At 70.5% G+C, this 14306-nt stretch carries 11 protein-coding genes; 2 read left to right on the plus strand and 9 right to left on the minus strand.

What is annotated here, in order from left to right:
• Positions 1 to 138: 138 nt before the first annotated feature.
• Complete coding sequence (locus WMF39_RS41200; protein ID WP_437741913.1) at positions 139 to 810, plus strand: c-type cytochrome domain-containing protein; 672 nt, start codon at positions 139 to 141, stop codon at positions 808 to 810.
• Positions 811 to 853: 43 nt separating this feature from the next.
• Here WMF39_RS41200 and WMF39_RS41205 read toward each other — a convergent pair whose 3' ends face one another.
• The 5 genes from WMF39_RS41205 to WMF39_RS41225 form a co-directional block, all read right to left on the minus strand.
• Positions 854 to 1501, minus strand: coding sequence for a hypothetical protein (locus WMF39_RS41205; RefSeq protein ID WP_437741914.1), 648 nt, complete (start codon positions 1499 to 1501; stop codon positions 854 to 856).
• 133 nt (positions 1502 to 1634) lie between these two features.
• A complete protein-coding gene (locus WMF39_RS41210; protein ID WP_437741915.1) occupies positions 1635 to 3371 on the minus strand; it encodes an ABC transporter substrate-binding protein in 1737 nt (578 codons plus the stop codon).
• A 305-nt stretch (positions 3372 to 3676) separates the two neighbouring features.
• On the minus strand, positions 3677 to 5467 hold the full coding sequence (locus tag WMF39_RS41215) for an acyl-CoA mutase large subunit family protein (RefSeq protein WP_437741916.1): 1791 nt from the start codon (positions 5465 to 5467) through the stop codon (positions 3677 to 3679).
• Between the two features lie 81 nt (positions 5468 to 5548).
• The gene (locus WMF39_RS41220; protein ID WP_437741917.1) at positions 5549 to 6055 is read right to left on the minus strand and encodes a hypothetical protein; all 507 of its coding nucleotides are present in this window, start codon (positions 6053 to 6055) and stop codon (positions 5549 to 5551) included.
• A 59-nt stretch (positions 6056 to 6114) separates the two neighbouring features.
• Positions 6115 to 8181 carry an OmpA family protein gene (locus WMF39_RS41225; protein WP_437741918.1) on the minus strand — a complete coding sequence of 689 codons (2067 nt, stop codon included), beginning with the start codon at positions 8179 to 8181 and terminating at the stop codon, positions 6115 to 6117.
• Positions 8182 to 8626: 445 nt separating this feature from the next.
• On the opposite strand from WMF39_RS41225, the gene WMF39_RS41230 reads away from it, so the two are divergent.
• Positions 8627 to 9148 (plus strand): DUF4215 domain-containing protein, encoded by a 522-nt coding sequence (locus WMF39_RS41230; protein ID WP_437741919.1) that lies wholly within the window; start codon positions 8627 to 8629, stop codon positions 9146 to 9148.
• Positions 9149 to 9176: 28 nt separating this feature from the next.
• On the opposite strand, the gene WMF39_RS41235 is transcribed toward WMF39_RS41230, so the two are convergent.
• From WMF39_RS41235 to WMF39_RS41250, 4 genes are all read right to left on the minus strand, one after another.
• Complete coding sequence (locus tag WMF39_RS41235) at positions 9177 to 9434, minus strand: BolA/IbaG family iron-sulfur metabolism protein (RefSeq protein WP_437277255.1); 258 nt, start codon at positions 9432 to 9434, stop codon at positions 9177 to 9179.
• 124 nt (positions 9435 to 9558) lie between these two features.
• Entirely contained in the window at positions 9559 to 10740 is a 1182-nt protein-coding gene (locus WMF39_RS41240) for a thiolase family protein (RefSeq protein WP_437295392.1), read from the minus strand.
• Between the two features lie 9 nt (positions 10741 to 10749).
• Positions 10750 to 13131: a 3-hydroxyacyl-CoA dehydrogenase/enoyl-CoA hydratase family protein gene (locus WMF39_RS41245; protein ID WP_437741920.1), complete on the minus strand. Its 2382-nt coding sequence runs from the start codon at positions 13129 to 13131 to the stop codon at positions 10750 to 10752.
• 580 nt (positions 13132 to 13711) lie between these two features.
• Positions 13712 to 13987 (minus strand): hypothetical protein, encoded by a 276-nt coding sequence (locus tag WMF39_RS41250; protein ID WP_012240164.1) that lies wholly within the window; start codon positions 13985 to 13987, stop codon positions 13712 to 13714.
• Positions 13988 to 14306: the final 319 nt, after the last annotated feature.

Raw genomic sequence — 14306 nt, forward strand, 5'->3', positions numbered from 1 at the left:
TGTCGCGGGCTCGCGATAACGATAACCAATTTCATTTTCTTGAAATGCGTTGTGGCTGCGCACAAGGCCATCTAGGGTCCTCCGCGAATCGACAGCGCGGCGCTCGCCGCGCGAACACAGCGTCAAAGAGGTCCTCACATGCTTTCTCAGAAAACTGCACTTCAACTGGTCCTCTGTCTGACCATCGGGTTCTCGGCGGCTGCCTGCTCTGACGATGGTGGCGAGACCGACACCAGCACCAGCACCAGCGCCAGCAGCTCGACCAGCAGCAGCACCAGCAGCAGCAGCAGCGCGGGCCAGGGCGGCGGCACCGGCGGGACCGACGGCCAGGGCGGCGGCACCGGCGGCTCGGATGTCGGTACCGGCGGCCAAGGCGGCACCGGCGGCGCGGATGTCGGCACGGGCGGCCAGGGTGGCGGCACCGGCGGCGCTGGCACCGGCGGCGAAGGCGGCTCCGCTCCCAGCGACCCCCTCTGCGGCGCGGACACCGCGACCTTCGCTGACGTGCGGCCGATCCTGACGACGAACTGCGCGGGGTGCCACGGCAACGCCGGCCCCGCGGCCGCCGGCCTCGATCTCCGCGCGAACGCGGCCCATGGCGAGCTCGTCGACGGGGACAGCACGGAATGCGCCGGCAAGATGCTCGTCGTGCCGGGCAAGCCGAGCGAGAGCTACATCATCAACAAGGTGCGCGGCACCGGCCTCTGCGGCGACGACACGCGCATGCCGCCCCCGGCCTCGGGCATGGCCCTTCCCGAGGCCAGCATCAAGAAGATCAACGACTGGATCTGCGCCGGCGCTCCCCAGTGAGCCCCTCGGCCCGGCTCAGCGCCTGTCCCTGCAGCGCAGGCGCTCAGTAGACCTTGCAGCGCGCGCCGCCCGCGGCGCGCGCATACGGGATCTTCGCGCTGCGCCCCTTCACGTAGATCGCCCCGCCCGGAGCGGGCCTCGGGATCACGGCGCCCGTCGCGAGCGGCCGTCCTGTGGGCAGCTCCTCGACCTCGATGACGATATCGTTCCCCTCCTGATCGACCGCCGAGATCGAGGGTCGCCGGCTCTCCTCGTCGGGAGCGCCGCCCGGGCAGGGCACCCCGCGCGCGCTCAGCGCGATGGCCAGCGTATTGGCCGAGGTCTCCGGCGCGCCGGCGGCCCACTGGAACCTGGGATCGCGCGCTTCCCCCACCTCCACGGCCAGGCAGCTGCAGCGCTCCTTGCGCGAGTCGGCGCGCGCGAGCGAGAGATCGTGCCGCACGCCCACCCACGACGAGGGCGCCCGCTCCTCGGGCGTCGACGGGGCGCCGCCGAAATCGTCGGACGCGCCGAAAGCCCTGCGCGGCGCCTTCTTCTTCGCGCCCGCCTGATCCGCCGGCGCGGCGGGATCGACGGTGTCGCCCTCCCAGAACGCCGCGGCGCCAGCGTGCTGGTTGCCGCCGCAGGCGGCGAGGAAGACTCCGGAGAGGAGCGCAGCGAAGCGCGCAATCTGGACGCCCGAGGGGAGCATGCAGCGCGATCTTCGCACCGGCGCCGCCGGCGGCCAAGGTTTGTGCTGAGTCGGAGAGAAAAGAGAGAGAAACGCTGCTAGGCGAGAACACACACGCTGCGCGCCGGACGCCCGGCGCGCAGCGCAGGAGCCGTCACTTCGGCTTGATCTCGGTCAGGACGAGCAGGTAATCCGGCGAGTTGTTCGGCGACAGCTTCGCGTACGGGTTCTCCTTGCTGGGCCACCCGACGAAGCGCTTCGTGCTGTACTCGCCCCAGGACGGGTTCTTGAACAGCGGGATGACCGGCACCTGCGTGGCGTAGATCATCTGCAGCTCCTCGACGATGCTCTTCTGCTCCGCCGGATCCGTCGCGGCCGCGAACTTCTTGAACAGCGGCTCGGCCTCCTTGGCGGAGAAGCGGTGCCAGTTGCGGTTCGAGACCTCGCCGACGGCCTTCACGAACTCCGGGGCCATGAGATCGCGGTAGTAGTTGAACGGCGTGGGCTCGGTGTTGGTCCAGCCCATCGACATGTCGAACGTGCCCTTCTGGAGCGCCTCGAAGAACGCGCTGAAGTCGTACGTCTTCAGCGTGGCCTCGATGCCGACGGCCTTCAGGCTCTGCGTGGTGATCTGGACCGCGCGCACCCAGTCGGACCAGCCGGTCACGACGTTGATGTCGAACTTCAGCGGCTTGCCGTCCTTCGCGCGGATGCCGTCGGCGCCCTTGGCGTAGCCGGCCTCGTCGAGGAGGGCGTTCGCCTTGGCCACGTCGAAGGTCGTCCAGTCGCCGGCCGCGGCGGCCTTGTCGCTGCGCCAGCGCCCGTAGGCGTCGTCGAGCCCGGTCCCGTCCGCGCCGACCGTGTAGCCGTTGACCGCGACCTTCGCGATCTGGGCGCGGTCGATGGCCATGCTGATGGCCTTGCGCAGCTTGATGTCGTTGAACGGCTTCTTCGTGGCGTTCGGGTAGAGCGTCACGGTGCCGCCGACGAGCGGGAACCAGTAGTGGTTGTTCTCCGGGTCCTTGGCGACGTAGGTCTTGTCGATGTCGGGCACGAAGTTGCCGGCCCAGTCGACCTCGCCGTTGATGAGCGCCAGGTTCGCCTGGTCGTTGCCCGGGTACGCCGGGAAGCGGAGCCCCTCGACCGCCGGCTTGCCCTTCTGCCAGTAGTTCGGGTTCTTGCCGAGCTCGTAGATCTGGTTCTGGAAGGTCTTCACCTCGGTGAAGGGCCCCGTCGCGACCGGGTTCTCGTTCGTGAACGTGACCGGGTCGGCCACGTCCTTCCACTTGTGCTCCGGCACGATCGGCTGATGGCCGATGTAGGTGAGGCCGGGGACGAACGCCTCCTTGAAGATGAACTCGACCGTGCTGTCGCTCTTGGCCTCGACCGACTCGACGAGCTTCCACACGCCCGTGAGATCGAGCGCCGGGAACTTCTTGAGGAGCCCGAACGTGAACGCGACGTCCTTCGCCGAGAAGGGTTGTCCGTCAGACCACTTGACTTCGGGGCGGGTCGTGAAGGTGAGCTTCTTGTTCGCGTCGCTCCACTCGTACTTCGTGGCGAGCCACGGGACGTACTCGCCCTTCATCGTGTTGTACACGATCATGGGCTCGTAGATGCCCGCGACGGTGGGGAAGCGCGTGGCCCCCTCGCCGAGAAGGGGGTTGAAGTTGCGTACCCAGGACGCCTGCTGCTCCCTGGAGATGGTGACGAACTTCGCGCCGCCCTTCGCATCGCCCTTCGCAGCGGGACCGGCTGCAGCCCCGGCCGAGCCCGCGGGCGCCGTGCCACCGGACTCGGACCCCTTGTTGTCGCAGGCCGCCGTGGCGCCGACGGATAGGACGAGCGCCGAAAGGGCAAAAATGCGGCGCGACATGGATCGACTCTTCATAAGCTTGCTCCCTACGCGGCGACCTCGGTCGCCCACGACGATCCTCTCACTCGACCGACAGCTCGCAGCGCCGCAGCGCAGCGACAACAGCAGACCGTACGGCGGCGCCACGGATGAGCCGCGACTGCGGCGACCTGACGCCGGCGCACTCTACCGGCCGAGGTAGAGAAGTGTCAACCTGACGAATCGAGGGATTCCCCGGCCACCGCGCCGCCCGCGACCTGATCGGATGCGCACGCCGGGGCCGCGGCGCACCGCAGCAAGCCGCGCGCGCGCTCGCTTTCATCCCGCGCGTTCCCGCGCGCTCAGAACTCGGCCGGATCGCTGTAGGTCCCCAGGACGTCGCGCAGCACGTCGCAGATCTCCTGCTCGGTCGCGTACGCGCTGGCCGCCGCGATGAGGGGCGGCATCAGGTTGTCACGGCCGCGCGCGGCGCTCCTCACGTCGGCCAGGGCGCGCCGCACCCGGTCCTGATCGCGCTGGGCCTTGACCCGGGCCAGGTTCTCGCACTGAACGCGCTGCACCCCCTCGTCGATCCGGAGGAGGGGGATCGTCTTCTCGCCCACGGCGGCGTAGCGGTTGACGCCCACAGTGATCCGCTCGTTCGATTCCAGCTCTCGCTGAAACCTGTAGGCCGATGCGGCGATCTCGCGCTGCGGATACCCCTTCTCGATGGCGGCCACCATCCCGCCCATCTCGTCGATCCGCTGGATGTACTCGAGGGCCTCCTTTTCCAGGCGGTCCGTGAGCCACTCCACATAATAGCTCCCGCCGAGGGGATCGATGGTGTTCGCGACCCCGCTCTCGTGGGCGATGATCTGCTGGGTCCGGAGGGCGATGGTCACGCTCTCCTCGGTCGGGAGCGCGTACGTCTCGTCGAGCGAGTTCGTGTGGAGCGACTGGGTGCCGCCGAGCACGGCGGCGAGCGCCTGGAGCGAGACGCGGACCACGTTGTTGTACGGCTGCTGCGCCGTCAGCGACACGCCGGCCGTCTGCGCGTGCGTCCGGAGCTTCATGCTCTCGGCCTTCTTCGCCCCGTACCGCACCTTGAGGAACCGCGCCCACATGCGGCGCGCGGCGCGGAACTTCGCGATCTCCTCGAAGAAGTCGCTGTGGACGTCGAAGAAGAACGACAGGCGTGGCGCGAAGGCGTCGACGTCGAGGCCGCGCGCGACGCAGCTCTCGACGTAGGCGAGCCCGTCCGCGAGCGTGAACGCGAGCTCCTGCGCGGCGGTCGAGCCCGCCTCGCGGATGTGGTAGCCGCTGATCGACACCGAGTTCCACCGCGGCACCTCGCGCGCGCAGAACTCGATCATGTCGGTCACGACGCGCATCGCCGGGCGCGGCGGGACGAGCCAGGCGTGCTGGGCGATGAACTCCTTGAGGCAGTCGTTCTGCACGGTGCCGCCGATGCGGCTCCGCGGGATCCCGCGCTTGTCGGCGAGCGCGATATAGAACGCGAGCAGCACGGCGGCGGGGCCGTTGATGGTCATCGACGTCGTCACCTGGTCGAGCGGGATGCCGTCGAAGAGCACCTCCATGTCGCGGAGCGTGTCGACCGCGACACCGCACATCCCCACCTCGCCGAGCGACCGCGGAGAGTCGGAGTCGTAGCCCATGAGGGTCGGGAAATCGAAGGCGGTCGACAGGCCCGTCTGGCCCTCTGCGAGAAGGTACTTGAACCGCGCGTTCGTCTGCTCCGGCGTGCCGAAGCCCGCGAACATCCGCATGGTCCAGAGCCTGCCGCGGTACATCGTCGGCTGGACGCCCCGCGTGAACGGGTACTCCCCGGGCAGCCCGAGATCCGCCGCGTGGTCGACCGGCGCGTCGGCCGGGGTCGCGAGGTCGGGGACGTCGATGCCGCTCCACGTGGTGAAGCGCTCGCTCCGCGGCGGGAAGCGCGCCGACGCCTCGGCGACCGGGCCCGCGCGCCACGCGGCCACCGCGCGCCGGAGCGCCGCGAGCCCTGCCTCGTCGAGCGCGAGCCCCTCTCCGCCCCCGCCGTTCGTGGAGCGGAGCGCGTCGGCGTTTTCCGGGGACCCGACCGCTCGGTCCGCCGCGGTCTCCGGAGGGGGGGTGATCTCTCGAGGCGCCATGGCCGGCATTTTAGCGCGGCGCGCGCGCGGCGACGCCAGGCAATGCCGGCGAACGCGCCGGGGCGGCGGGCGTGCGCCGCATCACGGGCAGTCCGCGTGGAACACCGCGGAAGCGACCGGCGTCGCCCCGTCTTCCAGCGAGTCCTCGATCGCGCCCGTGATGCGGATCCCCTCCGCGGCGCAGAGCGCCGCCGCGGCGTCGGCTGGGAGCGTCCCGCCCTGAGCGCCGGTATCGACGGTGAACGCCACGGCGACGTCGCTGTCCGGAGCGACCTCGACCGGCAGCGCCGCCGTGGTCTCGACGGGGAGCGGCTCGACGATCGAGGTCTTCTGATCGGCGCTCGTGATCGCGAAGGTGCGCACCGCGACGCGGCTGGGCCCGCTGGCCCGCGCGCCCAGGTGCAGCTCCAGCGCGAAGCTCGCGGTCAGGCCGGGCCCGAGCGCATTCGCCGAGACGGTCGCCTCGGGCGCCGCGATGGACGGCTCGACGAACACGGCCGCGTCGGTGTTGATGCAGCCGCTCGCCATCATGGCGAGCGCCGCGGCGGCGAGCGTGGTGGCGGCGGAGCGCCTGGCGCGGGCCTTCATGGGCTCACTCTCTCCCGGCCCGACCGGTCCTGTCCAGATCGGCGGCGCCGCAGTTCCGCTCAGGGCGGCGGCGGGTTGACGCCCTTGGAGCGGGCGAGGGCGCAGCCGAGCTCCACGTTGGTCGGCCCCTTGTCGGTCCGCACGACCTTGAACTCGACGCGCCGGTTCTTCTCCCAGGCGGCCGCGTTGTGGGCCGGATCGATCGGGCAGTACTCGCCGTAGCCCATCGAGCGAACGCTGTTCTTGTTGACGCCGCGCTGCGCGAGCGCCGCGGCGACCGCGTCCGCGCGGGCCTGGGTCAGCTTGAGGTTGTACGCGTCGGCCGAGCGCTCGTCGGCGTGCCCCTGCACCTCGATCATCGTGAACTCCGGGTGGTGCTTCAGCGTCTCGGCCACCGCCTGCACGATGCCGAACGACTCCGGGAGGATCTCGGCGCTGCCGGTCGCGAACTGGATCTTCTCGAGGATGACGATGTTGTTCTCCTCGATCACGACGCTGCCCTTGTCCGGGCACCCGTCCTCGTCCTCGAGGCCGTTGAACGTCTCCGGATCGTTCGGGCACTTGTCGGCCACGTCCGGGATGCCGTCCCTGTCGTTGTCGGGCTCCGGGCACCCGTCCTCGTCCTCGAAGTCGTCCCTGTCCTCGGGGTCGTTCGGGCACTGATCGGACTTGTCGGGGATGCCGTCCTTGTCGTTGTCCGGATCCGGGCAGCCGTCCTTGTCCTGGAAGCCGTCGCGGTCCTCCGGGTCGTCCGGGCACTTGTCGCGCGAGTCGAGGATGCCGTCGCCGTCGCGATCGCCGTCGCTCCCCTCCGGGCACCCGTCGTCGTCCTCGTCGCCGTCGCGGTCCTCCGGGTTGTTCGGGCAGCGGTCGTCGACGTCGAGGATGCCGTCCTCGTCGTTGTCCGGATCCGGGCAGCCGTACTTCCCGGGGGGCGAGTCCGCCTTCGTGTCCTGGAAGCCGTCGTAGTCCTCGGGCTCGTCGGGGCAGTCGTCCTGATCGTCCTTGATGCCGTCGCCGTCCCGATCGCCGATGGACGGCTCGAAGACGAACCCGATGGTCCCGCGCTGCGCCGCGGCCTGGAACCCGGGGACGTACCCGACCCCGAAGCCGAGCATGAGGAAGCTGTTCCGCTCGATGAAGAGCTTGATGCCCCCGATCGCCTCGGCCGACAGCTTCTGCTCGGCGCTGTCGCCGCCGCCGACCTGCTGGGTCAGGTAGGTCTCGACCACGAGGTCGAGCGGCGTGAGGACGCGGTAGCTCATGCCGGCCCCGGCGGTGATCAGGTCGGAGTACTCGAGGTCCCCGTGCTCGAGCTGGAAGGTCGCGCCGTCCTGGCGCAGGCCGAACACCGGGTTCTTCCCGGCGTGGCCGCGGTAGCCGACGTTCGCCGCGATCCGGAACGGGTTGGTCGTGCCGAGCCGCTTCTCAAGGACGAGCTGCGGCCAGAAGAAGAACCCCGGATCCGACGCGAAGTCCTGGCTCCCGCCGACGCCGATCCCGGCCTGGGCGATCACCGCGAGCCCGATCACGTCCTGATCGGGGCGGAGAATGCGCGCCTTCGCGTGGACGGCCAGGTTGCCGAGCGCCTGCGCGTCGAGCGAGTCGTCGTTGTAGTTGGCGCTGCCGCCCGGGCCGATGTCGTCGACCGGCTTGCCCCCGTTGAGCACCACCGGGACCGAGAGCCCGACGACCAGGAAGTTGGCGATGCCGTAGTCGAACTGGAACGTCCCCTGGAACGCGTGATTGAGCATCACCTCCGTTCCCCGGTCGTTCTCGGTGAGCGGCAGGATGTTGTGCCCGTAATCGAGCACGAGCCCCAGGCTGATGTCGTTCGCGCCGAGGATGTCCGCCCCGTTGACGGAGAAGAGCCCCTTGGAGTCGACCGCCGGCCGGAACAGGTGCAGGTCCATGCCGTCGCCGTTGGCGCCGTCTCCCGTGCGCGTCTGGGCCGCGGCGTCGCCCGCGGTGGCGGCGGTCATCGCGGCGCCGAGGACGAAGGAGAGCAGCCCGGCGCCCAGGCGGGAGGCTCGGCCGGGGCGCGCCTGGGCCGGGAGCCGGGCGTCGTTCGCCCCAGGAGCGCCTGGGAGCGGTTCGGCGGGGAGCAACGGGGAACGAGGCGTCATGGGAGGGTCCTCGGGGTCGTGTGAGGTCGCTATCGGGCGAGCGCGTGGGGCGCCCGGCGCCACGTACCACCGCGCGAATTCCGGTGTCAAACAGACGACGCGGCCAGCTCGCGGCGCGAGCGATCGCGGCGCCCGTTTGGACGTGCCACGCGACCCGCCGCGCGCCCGGCGCCGGGCGCTCAGCCCGGGAGCGGCGCGCGCCCGGCGCTCCCGCGCGAGGGCCCGTGATCTGCCGGAATCATGAGTTGATGCGCGCTGATGCGCGCCGGCGGGCCGCGCGGCCGAACACCGGGACGTCCGGGTAGGGCGAAGTTGTCCGGACGATCGGAGCGGAGTATTCCGTGGAAGGTTGGGGCAACAGGTGCTCGACGCGCGCTCGAGGGTCGAGGGGAGGCCCCCGTCGCTCGCGGACCTCGCTCCTTGAGGAACACATGCTGTTGACGAGATGGACTGGGCGGCCGTGGTGATCGCGGCCACGGCGCTGCTCGCGTGCGAACGGGAAGGCGCGAGCGACGGCGACGGCGGTGGCGGCGGGTCCGGATCGAGCACGAGCGGGTCGAGCGCCGCGTCGACGATGTGCGGCGACCGCCTGGTGCGGGGCGCCGAGGCCTGCGACGACGGCAACGTCCGGAACGAGGACGGCTGCAACGCCGTCTGCGTGCTCGAGGCGGGCTACGAGTGCAACGGCGAGCCCAGCGCCTGCGGCCCGCTCTGCGGCGACGGCCTGCTCATCGGCAACGAGGGCTGCGACGACGGCAACACCGTCGACGGCGACGGCTGCAGCCCCGATTGCGACGTCGATCACGGCTACCAGTGCACCGGCGAGCCCAGCGCCTGCGCCCCCATCTGCGGCGACAGCATCGAGGCGGGCCCGGAGGAGTGCGACGACGGCAACACCACCGACGGCGACGGCTGCAGCAGCACCTGCCACGACGAGGGCGACCGACGCCCCGCCTCCCACCGCTGATCCACGCCCTGAGCGGGGGCGCCCCCGCTCAGGGTGTCCGGGTTTTTAGGCTGTCGATCGCGTGGACGGGCGCCTGGTCGCCGGCCATGAGGTGGGCGATCGCCCCGTAGACCAGCCGCTGGCTCTCCAGCATGCTCTTGCCGGCGAACACCGGCGAGGTCACGACCAGGTTGAAGTGGCCCCCGCCGCCGGTCACCTCGGCGGTGGAGCCCTCGATCTTCTCTTCGATGGCCCGCTTCAGGGCCTCGGGGATCGACCCCTGAAAGGTCGTCAAGTGGCTCGGCATGGGCGCTCTATAGGCCATCGCCCCGCCGCGGGAAAGCCGGAGCGCGAGGCTCGGGCCGCGGCGGGGCGCGATGTCGACGGGATCGACGCGACGGGACGGGAGAGGCGGGATCGGCGCGGCGGGGTCAGGCGCGCGCGGTCGCGCCGGCCAGCTCGATGAGGCCGGCCGCGCCCATGCCGCCGCCGATGCACATCGTCACGACGGCGTACCGGCCGCCGCGCCGGCGCAGCTCGTAGAGGGCGGTCGCGGTGAGCTTCGCGCCGGTGCACCCGAGCGGGTGGCCGAGCGCGATCGCGCCGCCGTTCACGTTGAGCTTCTCCTCGGGGATCTCGAGCGTCCGCTGCACGTAGACGGCCTGCGAGGCGAACGCCTCGTTGACCTCGAAGAGGTCGATGTCGGCCATCTTCAGCCCCGTCCTCGCGAGCAGCTTGCGCACCGCGGGCACCGGGCCGATGCCCATGATGGCGGGGTCGACGCCGACGGTCACGAACGCCCGGAAGTACCCGAGCGGCTTCACCCCGAGCGCGTCCGCCTTCGCCTTGCTCATCACGAGCGCCGCGGCGGCGCCGTCCGACAGCGGCGAGCTGTTGCCCGGCGTGACGCTCCCCTTCGCCGAGAACGCCGGCTTCAGCCCCGCGAGCGCCTCCGCCGTCGTCTCCTTGCGGATCAGCTCGTCGGTGCGGAAGTCGAAGGTCGCGCGCTTGCCGTTCTCGAAGCGCACCCCCTTCACGGTGACGATCTCGTCCTCGAAGCGCCCGGCCGCGCGCGCCGCCGCCGCCTTCTGGTGGCTCTTCAGCGCGAACGCGTCCTGGTCGGCGCGGCTCACCTGGAAGCGGTTCGCCACGTTCTCCGCGGTGATGCCCATCGGCGTGTACACCGTCGGACACCGCTCCATCGCCTCCGGCGACGCGCTCAGCTTGTTGCCGGTCATCGGCACCATCGTCATCGACTCGACGCCGCCGGCGACGGCGATGTCGAGCGATCCCATCGCGATGCTGCCCGCCGCGCTCGCGATCGCCTGGAGCCCGCTCGAGCAGAAGCGGTTGATGGTGATCGCGGACCCTTCCTGCGCCATCCCGCCGAGGAGCGAGACGACGCGCGCGATGTTGAGCCCCTGCTCGCCTTCCGGCATGGCGCAGCCGAGGACGAGGTCCTCGACGTCCTCCGGCTTCACCTGGGGGACGCGCTGGAGCAGCGCGGCGACGACCTCGCCGGCGAGCTCGTCGGGGCGCTTCAGCGCGAGCGACCCTTTGTGGGCCCGGCCAACGGCCGAGCGGACGGCCTCTGCAATTACGACGTCGACCATGGCGTTCACCTAGTTCCGGAGGGGCTTGTTGTTCATCAGCATGTACTGCATTCGCTCGGCGCTCTTGGGCTCGCCGCACAGGCTGACGAACGCCTCGCGCTCGAGCTCGAGGATCTCGTCCTCGGTCACCTCGCGCGCCCCGCCGCCAGCGCCGCCGCAGAGCACCTCGGCGAGCTTGCGCGCGATCTTCGCGTCGTGCTCGCTGGCGTGGCCGCCGGCGACGAGCGTGTCGATCATCATCTGCAGCGTCGCGATCCCGCTCTCGCCCGGCAGCTTGTAGGCGCGCGGCACGGGCGCGTGGTACCCGGCCTCGGCCAGCCCGATCGCGCGCGCCTTCGCCTCGTACAGCTGGCGGGCCCTGTCGAACGAGACGCCGTCCGTCTTGCGGAAGAAGCCGAGCGCCTTCGCCTCGTCCGCGCTGGTCGCCACCTTGGCGAGGGCGATGTTCTTGAAGACCTGCGTCACGATGTCGTACGTCGGCACCGTCACGCCCTCGGGGATCCCCTCCAGCGCGCGCCAGAGCATGTTGAGCGTCCCCGCGCCGCCCGGGATCAGGCCGACGCCGACCTCGACGAGCCCCGCGTACGTCTCGGCCGCGGCCTGCACCGCGTCGCAGGCGAAGCAGAGCTCGAGGCCGCCGCCGAGGGTCATCCCGTAGGGCGCGGCCACGACCGGCACGCTCGCGTACTTCAGCCGCTGGGTCGCGTCCTGGTACGCCTTCACCATCTTGCGGATCGCGTCCCAATCCTTGTTGCCCGCGGCCATGGCCACGAGGAACAGGTTGGCGCCGACGCAGAAGTGCTCGCCCTGGTTCACGACCACGAGCGCGCGGAAGTCCTGCTCGGCCTTCTCGGCGGCGAGCGAGAGCATCCCGATCGAGTCCGGATCGAGGCTGTTCGCCTTGGTCTTGAAGGTGACGCCGAGCACGCCGTCGCCGAGGTCCCAGGCCTCTGCGCCGTCGTTGGCGAGCACGGCCTTCGCGCCCCTCGCGGTCGCGCGCGCGCCGGCCAGCGTCACGTTGCGCGGATCGACCTTCTGGGCGACGTACTGCCCCTTGAGCAGATCGAACACCGCTCCATCGGCGCGGTAGAACGACGTCGCGCCGCTCTGCTTCATGCGGAGGATCGACTCGGGCAGCTTGATGCCGTCCTTCTGCATGCGCTCGACGGTCTCGGCGAAGCCGAGCGCGTCCCAGGTCTGGAACGGCCCGAGCTCCCAGTTGTACCCCCAGCGCATGGCGTCATCGATCGCCACGATGCTGTCGGCGATCTCGCCGACGCGCCGCGCCGTGTACGCGAGCGAGCGGGAGAGCACCTTCCAGGCGAACTGCCCCGCCTTGCCGGGGTCGCTGGCGAGCTTCTTCACGCGCGCGGCGGGATCCTCGATCTTCTCGCACGACCTCGTGGCCTTCTTGATGGCCTCGTCGCCGCCGTGCGGGCGGTACTCGAGCTTCACCGGGTCGAACGTCTCCAGGCCTTCCTTGCCCTTGCGGTAGGAGCCGCCCTTGGTCTTGTCTCCGAGCAGCTTCGCCTCGATCATCTTCCTGACGTAGGCGGGCATCTTGAAGACGTCGCGGTCCTCGTCGCGCTCGAGCGCCGAGTAACAGTTGTCGGCGACGTGGGCGAAGGTGTCGAGCCCGACGATATCGCCTGTCCTGAAGCTCGCGCTCTTCGGGTGGGCCATGGCGACGCCGGTGATGGCGTCGACGTCCTCCGGCGCGAGGCCTTCCTCGACCATGAGGTGGATGGCGGTCAGCATCGCGTGGGTGCCGATGCGATTGCCGACGAAGTTCGGGGTGTCCTTGCCGAAGACGAGGCCCTTTCCGAGCACGTCCTCGCCGAGCTTCCGCACGCGGGCGACGACGGCGGGATCGGTGTCGGGCCCGAGGACGAGCTCGAGGAGCTTCATGTACCGGACCGGGTTGAAGAAGTGCATGACGAGGAATCGCTTGCGGAAGTCCGCGGAGCGCCCTTGCATCATCTCCTCGATGCGCAGCCCGGACGTATTCGACGCCACGATCGCGTCAGGCCGCAAGACCTCTTCGAGCCGCGCGAAGAGGGCGCGCTTCGGCTCGATCTTCTCGATGATCGCCTCGATAACGAGATCGCATTGGGCGAGCTCGGCGAAGTGGTCTTCGGTGTTGCCGGTGCGCACGAGGCGGGCGTTCGACGGGTGGAAGAACGCGGCGGGCCTGGCCTTGAGGGCCTTCTCGAGCCCGCCTGCGGCGAACCTGCTGCGGGCGGCCGGGTCCTTCTTTTCGGCGTCGGTGAGGTTCGGGGGCACGATATCGAGGAGCAGGACCTCGATGCCGGCGTTCGCGAAGTGGGCGGCGATGCCGCTGCCCATGACGCCCGCGCCGATGACGCCCGCGCGGCGGATTGGTTTCGTCATGCAGATCCTCCGAGAGAGATGAATGGGGCGCAAACCATTGACGGAAAGGGCCCCGAGCGCAAGCGTATCCGGGGTGGACGGCCGCGCGGGAGAGCGAGCAAGGTTACGCGTCGCCGCCGAGGGCGCGCGCTGATCGGCGGGGCGCGGCGGGGCGCCGCGGGACGCCGGGCGGACCAGCGCGGGTGTGCGACACCGAGCGACAGCTGCAATGAGAGGTGGCGCACGTGGGATACCGCACGGGCCAGCGCGTGTGTGTGGTGTGAGCGGAAGCTGCGATGAGGGGCGGCGCACCCGGAATGAGGGCTGGCGCATCCGGATGAGGGACGGCGCATGTGGAGCGGACGCGGCAGCGTCCTCTGGACTACCGGCAACCCGTGCGTTCCAGCGATTGGCCGTCCTCGGTGCGTTTCCGTTTCCGGGAGAGCGGGGGAGATGGGGAGTTGGTTTCTGGGACGACCTGTCCAGGGCGCCCGCCTGCGTTGCGGGCGTGCTCAGGCGAGGCCGTCCGGGCGTGCTCAGGTGAGGCCGCGCAGGCGTGCTCAGGTGAGGCCGCGCAGGCGCGTCGGCTGGTGTCGATCGCTCAGTGCCATGCCTGAGCGGACTGAACTGGCTGTCCGGTGCGGTCGTGCTCGGCGAGGAGGCGCTTCGAGATCTCGACGCACTCGGTGCAGGTGGCGAAGCGCGACTTGTGCAGGCACTGGATCCAGGTCGCCGACCCTTGCGCCAGGAACTCCTCCGGATCGAGGTGCTTGCCGCAGGCGACGCAGTGGATGTGCTTGTGCTCGTGGGGCTGCGCCGGGCGCGCGGGCGCGAGCGCCTTCCGCTCGCGCTTGGTCAGTCGCTTCTCTCGCTTCATGGTCTCCTCGATGACGGGTGGCCGCACGGCCTCGTGCGGGCGCGGGTGAAGCTACCACGCGCCGCTCGGCGAGGGTTCGAGCGGACGGCGCGGAGGGTGGTGGCGCGGCGGTGCGGGACGGACCTGCGCGACGTCGCCTGCGGACGGCGGCGGCGTGGGGGCGTGTGGGTTGACTTCCTTCAGGTGGTGTGCGTAGCGGGCGAGGCTACCGCGCCTCCCCGGGTCCGCGCTGCGCTCGGACGGCGTTGCGAGAGCGGCGCGGAAAGTGGGCGCGGCGTGGGCGCTGGGCCGGCGCATGCGAGGCGCCGCGCGCACCGAC

The sequence above is a fragment of the Sorangium sp. So ce1504 genome (assembly GCF_051521635.1).
In the GTDB taxonomy this organism is placed as follows: Bacteria; Myxococcota_A; Polyangia; order Polyangiales; family Polyangiaceae; genus Sorangium; species Sorangium cellulosum_B.

Excerpts from the sequence above, each read along its gene's own strand:
- WMF39_RS41205 (WP_437741914.1), bottom strand. The coding sequence starts at position 1,501 with ATGCTCCCCTCGGGCGTCCAGATTGCGCGCTTCGCTGCGCTCCTCTCC.
- WMF39_RS41215 (WP_437741916.1), bottom strand. The coding sequence starts at position 5,467 with ATGGCGCCTCGAGAGATCACCCCCCCTCCGGAGACCGCGGCGGACCGA.
- WMF39_RS41220 (WP_437741917.1), bottom strand. The coding sequence starts at position 6,055 with ATGAAGGCCCGCGCCAGGCGCTCCGCCGCCACCACGCTCGCCGCCGCG.
- WMF39_RS41225 (WP_437741918.1), bottom strand. The coding sequence starts at position 8,181 with ATGACGCCTCGTTCCCCGTTGCTCCCCGCCGAACCGCTCCCAGGCGCT.
- WMF39_RS41240 (WP_437295392.1), bottom strand. The coding sequence starts at position 10,740 with ATGGTCGACGTCGTAATTGCAGAGGCCGTCCGCTCGGCCGTTGGCCGG.
- WMF39_RS41200 (WP_437741913.1), top strand. The coding sequence starts at position 139 with ATGCTTTCTCAGAAAACTGCACTTCAACTGGTCCTCTGTCTGACCATC.
- WMF39_RS41250 (WP_012240164.1), bottom strand. The coding sequence starts at position 13,987 with ATGAAGCGAGAGAAGCGACTGACCAAGCGCGAGCGGAAGGCGCTCGCG.
- WMF39_RS41230 (WP_437741919.1), top strand. The coding sequence starts at position 8,627 with ATGGACTGGGCGGCCGTGGTGATCGCGGCCACGGCGCTGCTCGCGTGC.
- WMF39_RS41245 (WP_437741920.1), bottom strand. The coding sequence starts at position 13,131 with ATGACGAAACCAATCCGCCGCGCGGGCGTCATCGGCGCGGGCGTCATG.
- WMF39_RS41210 (WP_437741915.1), bottom strand. The coding sequence starts at position 3,371 with ATGAAGAGTCGATCCATGTCGCGCCGCATTTTTGCCCTTTCGGCGCTC.
- WMF39_RS41235 (WP_437277255.1), bottom strand. The coding sequence starts at position 9,434 with ATGCCGAGCCACTTGACGACCTTTCAGGGGTCGATCCCCGAGGCCCTG.